Source organism: Bradyrhizobium sp. USDA 4341, from assembly GCF_054063755.1.
The window spans coordinates 5,649,190-5,661,971 of sequence record NZ_JBSSGO010000002.1 but is presented as its reverse complement, the minus strand read 5'-3'; the positions used below and the strand labels follow the sequence as shown (position 1 = coordinate 5,661,971).

The following is a 12,782-nucleotide window of genomic DNA, read 5'->3' as shown; positions in this document are numbered from 1 at the left end:
CTTCGAGGCTCGCTCCGCTCGCGCCTCAGGATGACGGGGCATGGGTGGTTGCTTAGAGAACCTTGCTGGTCTGGTGGACGCTTTTGCGGAAGCGCGCGATCAGGCGCAGCGTTCGCGCGGTCCAGCCGTCGCCGTCGCCACTGATCATCTCGAGGATGCGCCGCTTGACCGGCTCGACCAGCGCGGTGGCCTTGGCCCGCAACCCCATCACGAAATTATAGAGCGCCTCGAACCAGGGCATCTCCAGCAGTTTCGATCGCGTCACGTCGAACAAGAAAGCGGTGACGCCGACGCCGACGATCTTGGCGAACAGAATCAGCGAGACCGCGCTGAACCAGTATTGGTTCGCCAGGAGCCAGAGTCCGACCAGCTTGAGCGGAAACAGCGGGATCAGCGGCACGACGAAGACGATCAGCGTCATCGCCGGCGACAGCGAATCGACCCGTTCGGCAAGCCATTGCTTGAGCGCGCGCAGCGGGATCCAGGCGACCACCCGGGCCACGATCGGCTCGACGTGATCCCATAGCCACGCCTCGATCAGGAAGATGATCGCAAGCAGGACCCAGAACGGCTGAAGCAGGCGGCGCAACATCACTATGATCTCTACCCGGCTCGCGCGCGGGATGTTCGATCACATATGGATGGCGCGCTTGCCCACCGCAAGCGCGGCTTCCTTGATCGCCTCGGAGCGGGTCGGATGTGCGTGGCAGGTGCGCGCCAGATCCTCGGCCGAGCCGCCGAATTCCATCAGGACGCAGGCTTCGTGGATCATTTCGCCGGCTTCCCGGCCGACAATGTGCACGCCGAGCACCCGATCGGTCTTCGCATCTGCGAGAACCTTCACGAAACCGTCGGTGGTCTGGTTGACCTTGGAGCGGCCGTTCGCGGTGAACGGGAATTTGCCGACGGTATAAGCGACGCCGGCCTGCTTGAGATCTTCCTCGGTGTTGCCGACCGACGACACTTCCGGCGTGGTATACACAACGCCTGGAATGACGTCGTAGTTCACATGGCCGGCCTGGCCCGCGATGATCTCCGCGCAGGCAACGCCCTCGTCTTCCGCCTTGTGCGCCAGCATCGGGCCGGCCACGACGTCGCCGATCGCGTAGATGCCCTTCACATTGGTCGAGAAGTGCGTGTCGATCTCGACGCGGCCGCGATTGTCGAGCGCAACGCCGGCTTCCTTCAGCCCGAGGCCCTCGGTGTAGGGCACGCGGCCGATGCACACCAGCACGACGTCGGCTTCGATGGTTTCCGCAGCGCCGCCAGCGGCCGGCTCGATCTTGACCTGAAGCGTTTTGCCCGAGGTGTCGACCGCGGTGACCTTGGCGCCGAGCTTGAAGGCAAAACCCTGCTTTTCCAGGATGCGCTGGAATTGCTTCGCCACTTCGCCGTCCATGCCGGGCAGGATGCGGTCGAGGAATTCCACCACGGTGACCTTGGCACCGAGACGGTGCCAGACCGAACCGAGCTCGAGCCCGATCACGCCGGCGCCGACGATCAGCAGGCTCGACGGCACCTTCTCCAGCGACAGCGCGCCGGTCGACGACACGATGCGCTTCTCGTCGATGTCGATGCCCTTCAACCGCGCGATGTCGGAGCCGGTGGCGATCACGATGTTCTTGGTCTCGACGATCTCGGACTTGCCGTCGCCGGAGACCTCGACCTTGCCGGCACCGAGGATCTTGCCGGTGCCCTTGAGGACGTCGATCTTGTTCTTCTTCATCAGGAACTCGACGCCCTTGACGTTGCCGTCGATACCCTGCTGCTTGAAGTCCATCATCGCGGGCAGATCGAGCTTCGGCGTGGGGACGCTGACGCCCATCTTGGCGAAGGAGTGCGCGGCTTCCTCGAACATCTCGGAGGCATGCAGCAGCGCCTTCGACGGCATACAGCCGACATTGAGGCAGGTGCCGCCCAGCGTCGCGTTCTTCTCGACGACGGCAACCTTCATGCCGAGTTGCGCCGCGCGGATCGCGCAGACATATCCGCCGGGCCCGGTGCCGATGACGACGAGATCGTAAGAAGCCATGATAGAGGTCCTGTAGCTAAACTCTGTGACAGTTGGGCGGGCGCGATCCGATCGGAAGGCCGCTTCCCGCTTGATCGTGTTCTAGCGACCGCCCGACACGTCGAGGATCGCGCTGGTGACGTAGGAGGCTTCGTCCGAAATCAGCCAGACGATGGCGTTGGCGATTTCGTCCGCGGTGCCGACACGCTTCATCGGCACCATATGGGCCAGCCGATGCGCACGATCGGGCTCGCCGCCCGCGGCGTGGATGTCGGTGTCGATCAGGCCCGGCCGGATGCCGGCGACGCGGATGCCTTCACCCGCGACTTCGTAGCCGAGGCCGATCGTGAAGGAATCGATCGCCCCCTTGGAGGCGGCATAGTCGACATAGGTGTTGGGCGCGCCGAGCCTTGCCGCGACCGAGGAGAGGTTGACGATGACGCCGCCCTCGCCGCCGTGCTTGGTCGACATGCGCTTCACCGCCTCGCGCGCGCACAGGATGCTGCCGGTGACGTTGACCGCCATCATCTGCTGGATGCGCTCGGCCGACATCTCGTCGACACGCACACCGCTCTTGCCGACGATGCCGGCATTGTTGACGAGCGCGCCAAGCGTGCCGAACCCATCGGCCGCCTTGAACAGCGCCAGGATATCCTGCTCGCTGCCGACGTCGCACTTCACCGCGATCGCTTTGCCATTCCTGGCCTCGATCGCGGCGACGACCTCGTTGGCCGCAGCCTGGTTGGACGCATACCCGACCACGATGCGGTAGCCGCGTGCGGCAGCGGCAAGGGCGGTGGCGCGGCCGATGCCGCGGCTGCCGCCGGTGATGACAACGACCTTGTCCGTCACATTGATCCCCAAACGTAAGCACCCAACGAATCGCGACGCCCTAACCGATCGGGCGCCGCGCGCGATATGACCTTAGAGGTCCAGCACCAGGCGGGCCGGATCTTCCAGGCTCTCCTTGACGCGAACCAGGAAGGTGACCGCTTCCTTGCCGTCGATGACGCGGTGATCGTAGGACAGCGCCAGATACATCATCGGCCGCACCTCGATCTTGCCGCCGACCACCATCGGCCGCTCCTGGATCTTGTGCATGCCGAGGATGCCGGACTGCGGCGCGTTGAGGATCGGCGTCGACATCAGCGAGCCGTAGATGCCGCCATTGGTGATGGTGAAGGTGCCGCCCTGCATCTCGTCGATCTTGAGCTGACCGTCGCGGGCGCGGCGGCCGTAATCGGCGATCGACTTCTCGATTTCGGCGATCGACTTGTGGTCGCAGTCGCGCACCACAGGCACCACCAGGCCGCGGTCGGTGCCGACCGCAACGCCGATGTGGTAGTAGTTCTTGTAGATCAGGTCAGAGCCGTCGATCTCGGCGTTGACGGCCGGAATGTCCTTCAGTCCCTGCACGACCGCCTTGGTGAAGAAGCCCATGAAGCCGAGCTTCGAGCCGTGCTTCTTCTCGAACGTATCCTTGTAGAGGGCCCGCAGCTTCATCACCTCGGTCATGTCGACCTCGTTGAAGGTCGTCAGCATCGCGGCGGTGTTCTGCACGTCCTTGAGGCGGCGCGCGATGGTCTGGCGCAGCCGGGTCATCTTCACGCGCTCCTCGCGCGCGGCATCGTCCGCCGGCGACGGCGCACGGACCTGCACGGCGGCGGCCGGCTGGTTGACCGGGGTCGGCGCCGAGGCGGCCTTCTCGATCGCGGCCAGCATGTCGCCCTTGGTCACGCGGCCATCCTTGCCCGAGCCCGGGACGGTGGAAGCGTCGACGCCGCTTTCGGCGGACAGCTTGCGCACCGAAGGCGCGAGCGGCGCATCTGCCGGCGGCACCTTGGGCGCGGCAGGGGCCGGTGCGGGAGCGGCGGCAGGCGCCGCAGCAGCGGCCTTGGCGGGGGCTGCGGCAGCCGCGGACTTGGCCGGGGCAGCGCCGTCATTGATCTGGCCGAGCAGCGCGCCGACGGCGACGGTCTCGCCATCCTTGGCGATGATCTCGCCCAGCGTGCCGGCGACCGGCGCGGGCACCTCGATGGTGACCTTGTCGGTCTCCAGCTCCACCAACGGCTCGTCCACCGCGACGGCCTCACCGGCCTTCTTGAACCAGCGGCCGATCGTGGCCTCAGTCACGGATTCACCGAGCGTTGGAACGCGAATTTCAGTCATGATCTTTTCCTCGATAACCTTGCGGTCGCAAAATTGGTTCAGCCACCGTCCGCCAAAGCGAACGACCCGGTACTCCGTGACGACAGCGGTGAGGCTGGATGACGCGGGATACCGGATGCCCCGCTCCAGTGCGCAATTGCGCACAAGGCGGGGCATGGCTTCAGTGAAGGCCGTTAGTTCAGTGCGTCGTCGAGCAGCGCCTTGAGCTGCGCCAGATGTTTGGACATCAAGCCGGTGGCGGTCGCCGCCGATGCCGGACGGCCGGCATAGCGCGGACGCTTGTTGGCTGCGTTGGTCTGGTTGAGCACCCATTCCAGATAGGGCTCGATGAAGTGCCAGGAGCCCATGTTGCGGGGCTCTTCCTGGCACCAGACCACCTCGGCACCCTTGAAGCGGCCGAGCTCCTGCACCAGCGCCTTCAGCGGCACCGGATACAGCTGCTCGATGCGCATCAGATAGATGTCGTCGACGCCGCGCTTCTCGCGCTCCTCGTACAGGTCGTAGTAGACCTTGCCGGAGCACAGCACGACGCGGCGGATCTTGTCGTCCGGCACCAGCTTGATCTTCTCGTCCGGCAGCATCTGCGCGTCATCGTACAGGATGCGATGGAAGGTGGCGTTCTTGCCGAGCTCGTCGAGCCGCGACACGGCACGCTTGTGACGCAGCAGCGACTTCGGCGTCATCAGGATCAGCGGCTTGCGGATTTCGCGATGCAGCTGGCGCCGCAGCACGTGGAAGTAGTTTGCCGGCGTGGTCGGATTGACGACCTGCATGTTGTCCTCGGCGCACATCTGCAAATAACGCTCGAGGCGCGCGGAGGAGTGCTCCGGTCCCTGCCCTTCGTAGCCATGCGGCAGCAGGCAGACGAGGCCCGACATGCGCAGCCATTTGCGTTCGCCCGAGGAGATGAACTGGTCGAACACCACCTGCGCACCGTTGGCGAAGTCGCCGAACTGGGCCTCCCAGAGCGCCAGCGCATTCGGCTCGGCCAGCGAGTAGCCGTACTCGAAGCCGAGCACCGCCTCTTCCGACAGCAGCGAGTTGATGACCTCGTAATGACCGGTGTCCTCGCCACCGAGATGGTTGAACGGCGTGTAGCGGCTCTCGTCCTCCTGGTCGATCAGGACCGAATGGCGCTGCGAGAAGGTGCCGCGCTCGGAATCCTGGCCGGACAGGCGCACATGATGGCCTTCCTGCAGCAGCGTGCAGAACGCCAGCGCCTCGCCGGTCGCCCAGTCGATACCGACGCCGGTGTCGATCGCCTTGGCGCGATTGTCGAGGAAGCGCTGAATGGTGCGGTGGGCGCGGAAGCCGTCCGGCACCTTGGTGATCTTGCGGCCGATCTCCTTGAGCACGGCGACATCGACACCGGTGACACCACGGCGGGCGTCTTCTTCCTGATCGGCCGACTTGAAGCCGGCCCATTTGCCGTCGAGCCAGTCGGCCTTGTTCGGCTTGTAGCCCGAGCCGGCTTCGAGCTCGGCATCGAGCCGTGCGCGCCAGTCGGCCTTGGCCTTCTCGACCTCGCCCTCGGTCAATACGCCGTCGGCGACCAGCCGCTTGGCGTAGATCTCCAGCGTCGACGGGTGCGAGGCGATCTTCTTGTACATCACCGGCTGGGTGAACGCCGGCTCATCGCCCTCGTTGTGGCCGTGACGCCGGTAGCAGAACATGTCGATGACGACCGGCTTGTGGAATTTCTGCCGGAACTCGATCGCAACCTTGGCCGCGAACACCACGGCCTCCGGATCGTCGCCATTGACGTGGAAGATCGGCGCGTCGATCATCTTCGCGACGTCGGACGGATAGGGCGACGAGCGCGAGTAGCGCGGATAGGTGGTGAAGCCGATCTGGTTATTGACGATGAAGTGCAGCGAGCCTCCGGTGCGGTAGCCCTTCAGGTCGGACAGGCTGAAGCATTCCGCCACCACGCCCTGGCCCGCGAACGCCGCGTCGCCGTGCATCAGGAGCGGCAGGACCGAGATGCGCATGTCCGGCGGATCGCCGTGCTGATCCTGCTTGGCGCGCACCTTGCCCATCACGACCGGATCGACGATCTCGAGATGCGACGGATTTGCGGTCAGCGACAGATGGATGTTGTTGCCGTCGAACTCGCGGTCCGATGACGCGCCGAGATGATACTTGACGTCGCCGGAGCCTTCGACCGAATCCGGATTGGCCGAACCACCCTTGAATTCATGGAACAGCGCGCGGTGCGGCTTGCCCATCACCTGGGTCAGCACGTTGAGGCGGCCGCGATGCGGCATGCCGACCACGATCTCCTTCACGCCGAGATTGCCGCCGCGCTTGATGATCTGTTCGAGCGCCGGGATCAGCGATTCGCCGCCGTCGAGGCCGAAGCGCTTGGTGCCGGTGAACTTGGTGTCGCAGAACTTCTCGAAGCCGTCGGCCTCGATCAGCTTGTTGAGGATCGCGCGGCGGCCCTCGGGCGTGAAGCTGATCTCCTTGTCCGGACCTTCGATGCGCTCCTGGATCCACGCCTTCTGCGCGGCATTGGAGATGTGCATGAACTCGACGCCGAGCGTCTGGCAGTAGGTGCGCTCGCAGATCTGGACGATCTCGCGCAGCGTGCCGTATTCGAGGCCGAGCACGTGGTCGAGGAAGATCTTGCGATCGAAGTCGGCCTCGGTGAAGCCGTAGGAGCGCGGATCGAGCTCCTCGCGGTCGCGCGGCGCCTCGATGCCGAGCGGATCGAGCTTGGCGTGGAAATGCCCGCGCATACGATAGGCGCGGATCAGCATCAGTGCGCGAACCGAATCGCGGGTGGCCTGATGCACGTCGGCGTCGGACAGCTGGGCGCCCTTGGCCTGTGCCTTGGCGGCGAGCTTGGTGCCGACCGCCTTCTCGACCTGGGCCCAGTTGCCGTCGAGCGCCGAGGTCAGCTCGTCACGCGGCGTCACCGGCCAGTTGGCGCGGCCCCAGGAGGCACCGTCGGCGTTCTTCTGGACGTCGGCCGGGGCGTCCTTCAGGCTCTTGAAGAAATCCTGCCATTCTGCGTCGACCGACGATGGGTCCTGCTCGTAGCGGGCATAGAGATCGTCGATGTAGGTGGCGTTGGTGCCTTGCAGGAATGATGAGAGAGCAAAAGCAGCATTCGCGTCTTGGCGAGACATGGGGCAGTCCTGGTGATTTTTTTCGGTTCGCGCGTAGGAGACGGCGCTGGTGCCGGTCTGGAAGTGCGCCGGCTGGATTGATACCCTTTACCCCATCTAGGACAGATATTCCTGCCTAAAAGAACCAAGAAATGAACTTATTTTCATATTTTATTGATCGGCATTCTGCTGGCAAAACGCAATAAAAGGGCGGGTTCCCTCATGAGAACCCGCCCAAAACCACGCCAAACCTCGAAGGGAACTTCGCCGAACGGGCGGTTACTTCAGCATCTCGGCGAGCGTGTGCCCGAGCCGCGCCGGGGACGGCGACACTTTGATGCCGGCGGCTTCCATCGCCGCGGTCTTGGAACCGGCATCGCCCTTGCCGCCGGAGATGATCGCGCCGGCATGACCCATGCGGCGGCCAGGAGGTGCTGTGACACCGGCGATGAAGCCGACCATCGGCTTCTTGCGGCCGCGCTTGGCCTCGTCCATGAGGAACTGGGCGGCGTCTTCCTCGGCGGAGCCGCCGATTTCGCCGATCATGACGATCGACTTGGTCTTCTCGTCGGCCAGGAACATCTCCAGCACGTCGATGAACTCGGTGCCCTTGACCGGATCGCCGCCGATGCCGACCGCGGTGGTCTGGCCGAGGCCCTCCTGGGTGGTCTGGAACACCGCTTCATAGGTCAGGGTGCCGGAGCGGGAGACGATGCCGACCGAGCCGGGTTTGAAGATGTTGGCGGGCATGATGCCGATCTTGCACTCGCCGGCGGTCATCACGCCGGGGCAGTTCGGCCCGATCAGCCGCGACTTCGAGCCCGACAGCGAGCGCTTGACGCGCACCATGTCGAGTACCGGAATGCCCTCGGTGATGCAGACGATCAGCGGGATCTCCGCATCGATCGCCTCGCAGATCGCGTCCGCCGCGCCTGGCGGCGGGACATAGACCACGCTGGCGTCGGCGCCGGTCTTCGCACGCGCGTCGGCGACGGTGTCGAACACCGGCAGGTTGAGGTGGGTCGAGCCGCCTTTGCCCGGCGCCACGCCGCCGACCATCTTGGTGCCGTAAGCGATCGCCGCTTCCGAATGGAACGTGCCGTTCTTGCCGGTGAAGCCCTGGCAGATGACCTTGGTGTTCTTGTCGATCAGAATGGACATGGTTCGAGATGCTTTCGCGAGACGGTCGGTGAAGGGTTTAGTGGATACGCCGGTACACGCCGGTGAGCACGTCGGCCCACCCTTCCGCGTCAGGCGAGAATTGGATCTTCATGTTGTAGGTATTGTCGTCGACGACCTCGTAGACGTGACGGGCATTGCCGCGCAGCGAGCCGCGCACCAGGATCAGCGACTTGCCCGCCCAGCCGCCGGACGCCGGCGACGGCGGGTAGTAGCCGAGTGAATCGTGCCAGAACAATCGGTAGGCCCGATCCTCGCGGTCGTAGGTGAAGACGCCGTGGGTGGCGAAGCTCTCCTTGCCGTCGCGGGTCTGCACGCAGTCCTGGATCAGGTAGAAGCCGTTGAGCGCGATGCGCGCAACGACATGCGAGGTGGCCGGACCGCCGGCGGTCCAGCGCGACGGATAGACCATCTCGTCGCCGTTCCACTCGCCCGCGAAAACCGCGAGCTTGCGGTGTTCGTCCAGCGGGGTCGGAGCGTCGAGATGATCGGCCATCGTTAGCCTCCCTTGACGGCTTTCACGATCTTCTGTGCGGCGTCATCGAGATTGTCGGCGGGCACCACGTTGAGGCCGCTGTCGCGGATGATCTTCTTGCCCTGCTCGACATTGGTGCCTTCGAGGCGCACCACCAGCGGCACCTTGAGACCGACCTGCTTCACCGCGGCGACTACGCCCTCGGCGATCACGTCGCACTTCATGATGCCGCCGAAGATGTTGACCAGGATGCCCTTCACGTTCGGATCGGCGGTGATGATCTTGAAGGCAGCCGCGACCTTCTCCGCGCTGGCGCCGCCGCCGACGTCGAGGAAGTTCGCCGGCTCCATGCCGTAGAGCTTGATGATGTCCATCGTCGCCATGGCGAGGCCGGCGCCGTTGACCATGCAGCCGATCGTGCCGTCGAGCGCGACATAGTTGAGATCATATTTCGACGCCTCGATCTCCTTGGCGTCCTCCTCGGACTCGTCGCGCAGCGCGACCACGTCCGGGTGACGGTAGAGCGCGTTGCTGTCGAACGACACCTTGGCGTCGAGCACGCGGAGCTGGCCCTGCTTGGTGACGACGAGCGGATTGATCTCGAGCATCGCCATGTCCTTGGCGGCGAAAGCTGCATAGAGCTGACCGGTCAGCTTCTCGGCCTGCTTGGCGAGATCGCCTTTCAGCTTCAGCGCCTCGGCAACCGTGCGGCCGTGGTGAGGCATGATGCCGGTGGCGGGATCGACCGAGAACGAGACGATCTTTTCCGGGGTCGTATGCGCGACGTCCTCGATGTTGACGCCGCCTTCGGTCGACACCACGAAGGAAATCTCGGAGGTCTCGCGATTGACCAGGATCGAGAGGTAGAACTCCTTGTCGATGTCGGAGCCTTCCTCGATGTAGAGGCGGTTGACCTGCTTGCCGTGCGGGCCGGTCTGCACCGTGACCAGCGTCGCGCCGAGCATCTGCTTGGCGAACTGGTCGACCTCGGCAACCGACTTGGCGATGCGGACACCGCCCTTGTCGCCGGCGGATGCCTCCTTGAACTTGCCCTTGCCGCGACCGCCAGCATGGATCTGGCTCTTCACCACCCAGATCGGGCCGGGGAGCTGCTTGGCCGCCGCGTCGGCATCTTCCGGCTTCAGCACCGGCACACCGCGCGAGATCGGCACGCCGAATTCGTGCAGCAGAGCCTTGGCCTGGTATTCGTGGATATTCATGGAAAGACGCTCCCAAACCCTCGTGCGGCGAACTTCAAGTCAGCCTTGACGCTGGTATACCATATACCAAAGCTCGCGCAACTACAAAACCCGCCGGAATTTCATCACCTTGCACCCGACAGGCGATTGAAATCGCCTATCGGGTCATTGCCGATTGAGATTACTTGCCGAGCAGATCGGGCGCGATCTTCTTGCAGGCGTCGACCAGGCCCTGCACCGCGCCGACCGACTTGTCGAAGGCTTCACGGTCCTTGCCGGCGAGCTCGATCTCGACAATGCGCTCGACGCCCTTGGAGCCGATCACGGTCGGCACGCCGACATACATGTCCTTCACGCCGTACTCGCCGTTGAGATAGGCGGCGCAGGGCAGCACGCGCTTCTTGTCCCTCAGATAGCTCTCGGCCATCTGGATCGCGGACGCCGCCGGCGCGTAGAAGGCCGAGCCGGTCTTGAGCAGGTTGACGATCTCGGCGCCGCCGTTGCGGGTGCGGTCGACGATCTCGTCGATGCGCGCCTGCGAGGTCCAGCCCATCTTGACGAGGTCGGGCAGAGGAATGCCGGCGACGGTCGAGTAGCGGGTCAGCGGCACCATGGTGTCGCCGTGGCCGCCGAGCACGAACGCGGTGACGTCTTCGACCGAGACGTTGAATTCGTCGGCCAAGAAATAGCGGAAGCGCGCGGAGTCGAGCACGCCGGCCATGCCGACCACCTTCTTGTGCGGCAGGCCGGAAGCCTTCTGCAGCGCCCAGACCATCGCGTCCAGCGGGTTGGTGATGCAGATGACGAAGGCGTCGGGCGCGTACTTCTTGATGCCGGCGCCGACCTGCTCCATGACCTTGAGGTTGATCGACAGCAGATCGTCGCGGCTCATGCCGGGCTTGCGCGGCACGCCCGCGGTGACGATGCAGACCTTGGCGCCGTCGAGCGCTTCATAGGAGTTGGCGCCGACCAGATTGGAGTCGAAGCCGTCGACCGGCGACGACTGCGCGATGTCGAGCGCTTTGCCCTGCGGCACGCCCTCGGCGATATCGAACAGCACGACGTCTCCGAGTTCCTTGAGGCCAACGAGGTGCGCCAGCGTTCCGCCGATCTGTCCGGAGCCAATCAGTGCAATCTTGTCGCGTGCCATGGGAAATCAGTCCTTTGAACTGGTGCAGGAGGGAGGGAAGTCGGTTGCAAGGGTGGTTATCCCTTTCGAATGATCCATTCAAGTCGCGGCCTGCCCGATTGGAGGCCTTGCCTGGAATTCGATCAGGCATGCCAGCACCATCCGTCCCGGAGACACGAAAAGTTGCTCCGAACCGGATCGCGCGCAAGACCGAATTTCGAGGCCGAATTTCAAGGCTGAATTTCAGGTCTCGACCAGGCCGGTCGACGAGCCGCTGGCCGAGGAGTCCTTGCGGCCGTGCGGCAGCGCCAGATAGGATTCCGAGCTCATCTCGATCAGGCGCGAGGACGTGCGCTTGAACTCCATCGCCTCGATGCCGTCGGTCGCAAGGTACAACGACACCGGATCGGCCTCAGCCGAGGCCATCAGCTTCACGGCATTGTCATAGAGCGTGTCGATCAGCGAGATGAAGCGCTTGGCGGCATTGCGCTCGGCGTAATCCATCACCGGAATATGGTCGATCAGGATCGTGTGGTAGTCGTGCGCAAGCCTGAGGTAATCGGACGCGGCAAGCGGCTTCTCGCAGAGATCGGCGAAGCTGAAGCGCGCGACGCCATGCGACGAGCACGGCACAGTCAGCAAACGCTTTTTGATCTCGATAAGGCGCGCCTTGCACGGCGCGTTGCCGGTCATCTTGCGCCACGCCGCATTGAGCACATCGCGAGCCGCGTCATCCGCGGGCACCAGCCACATCTTCACGCCGACGAGCTTCTCAAGCCGGAAGTCGGTACGTGCATCGAGCCGCAGCACATCCATGTGGTCGGAAATCTGCGCGATGAACGGCAGGAACAGCGCGCGATTGAGACCGCCCTTGTAGAGATCGTCAGGCGCGACGTTTGAGGTCGCGACCACGACGGTGCCGAGATCGAACAGCTTTGCGAACAGCCGTCCGAGGATCATCGCGTCCGCAATGTCGGTGACGTGGAATTCGTCGAAGCAGAGCAGCCAGGCTTCGTCGAAGATCGCCTGCGCGGTGAGCGCGATCACGTCGCCGTCTGCGATCTCGCCGCGCGCGATCTGCTGGCGGTAACCGTAGATGCGCTCATGCGCCTCGGCCATGAATTCGTGGAAATGGGCACGGCGCTTGTGCTCGACCGGGCTCTGCTGGAAGAACAGGTCCATCAGCATGGTCTTGCCGCGGCCGACCTCGCCATGGATGTAGAGCCCGCGCGGCGGCTTGTCGTCCTTGTCGCCGCCGAACAGCCGTCCGAGCAGGCTTTGCTTGCGCTGGGGCTTGTAGCTCGCGAGCCGCTCCTCCAGCGCGCCGAACGCCTCGGCGGCTTGCGCCTGCGCCGGATCGGCCTCGATCGCGCCGGAGGCGACCAGGTCGTTGTAGTGTTCGAGAAAGGAACTCGGCGAGGTGGACAGCATGGCCCACCTTACGGCCCTACTGCGCGGAAAATTGCAAGCCGTGAATTGTACCAATGGGGTATGCAAGCGCAAGCCC

10 protein-coding genes are annotated in these 12,782 nt (G+C 64.3%); all 10 read right to left on the bottom strand.

Going from position 1 to position 12,782, the window contains the following annotated elements:
• Positions 1–52: 52 nt before the first annotated feature.
• Positions 53–592: a hypothetical protein gene (locus tag ACVIGB_RS33005; RefSeq protein WP_092121615.1), complete on the bottom strand. Its 540-nt coding sequence runs from the start codon at positions 590–592 to the stop codon at positions 53–55.
• Positions 593–631: 39 nt separating this feature from the next.
• Positions 632–2,032 carry a dihydrolipoyl dehydrogenase gene (gene lpdA / locus ACVIGB_RS33000; RefSeq protein WP_456719521.1) on the bottom strand — a complete coding sequence of 467 codons (1,401 nt, stop codon included), beginning with the start codon at positions 2,030–2,032 and terminating at the stop codon, positions 632–634.
• Between the two features lie 81 nt (positions 2,033–2,113).
• Positions 2,114–2,863, bottom strand: a complete 750-nt coding sequence (locus ACVIGB_RS32995) for an SDR family oxidoreductase (RefSeq protein ID WP_456719522.1) — start codon at positions 2,861–2,863, stop codon at positions 2,114–2,116.
• Positions 2,864–2,935: 72 nt separating this feature from the next.
• Positions 2,936–4,180 (bottom strand): 2-oxoglutarate dehydrogenase complex dihydrolipoyllysine-residue succinyltransferase, encoded by a 1,245-nt coding sequence (gene odhB / locus ACVIGB_RS32990; protein ID WP_092121612.1) that lies wholly within the window; start codon positions 4,178–4,180, stop codon positions 2,936–2,938.
• Between the two features lie 173 nt (positions 4,181–4,353).
• On the bottom strand, positions 4,354–7,314 hold the full coding sequence (locus ACVIGB_RS32985) for a 2-oxoglutarate dehydrogenase E1 component (RefSeq protein ID WP_456719523.1): 2,961 nt from the start codon (positions 7,312–7,314) through the stop codon (positions 4,354–4,356).
• A gap of 258 nt (positions 7,315–7,572) precedes the next feature.
• Positions 7,573–8,454 carry a succinate--CoA ligase subunit alpha gene (gene sucD, locus ACVIGB_RS32980; RefSeq protein ID WP_456719524.1) on the bottom strand — a complete coding sequence of 294 codons (882 nt, stop codon included), beginning with the start codon at positions 8,452–8,454 and terminating at the stop codon, positions 7,573–7,575.
• A gap of 37 nt (positions 8,455–8,491) precedes the next feature.
• Positions 8,492–8,968, bottom strand: a complete 477-nt coding sequence (locus tag ACVIGB_RS32975; RefSeq protein WP_092121609.1) for a DUF1579 family protein — start codon at positions 8,966–8,968, stop codon at positions 8,492–8,494.
• A gap of 2 nt (positions 8,969–8,970) precedes the next feature.
• Positions 8,971–10,167 carry an ADP-forming succinate--CoA ligase subunit beta gene (gene sucC, locus ACVIGB_RS32970; protein ID WP_456719525.1) on the bottom strand — a complete coding sequence of 399 codons (1,197 nt, stop codon included), beginning with the start codon at positions 10,165–10,167 and terminating at the stop codon, positions 8,971–8,973.
• A gap of 160 nt (positions 10,168–10,327) precedes the next feature.
• Positions 10,328–11,296, bottom strand: coding sequence for a malate dehydrogenase (gene mdh / locus ACVIGB_RS32965; protein ID WP_092121604.1), 969 nt, complete (start codon positions 11,294–11,296; stop codon positions 10,328–10,330).
• A gap of 222 nt (positions 11,297–11,518) precedes the next feature.
• Entirely contained in the window at positions 11,519–12,706 is a 1,188-nt protein-coding gene (zapE, locus tag ACVIGB_RS32960) for a cell division protein ZapE (RefSeq protein WP_456719526.1), read from the bottom strand.
• Positions 12,707–12,782 lie beyond the last annotated feature (76 nt).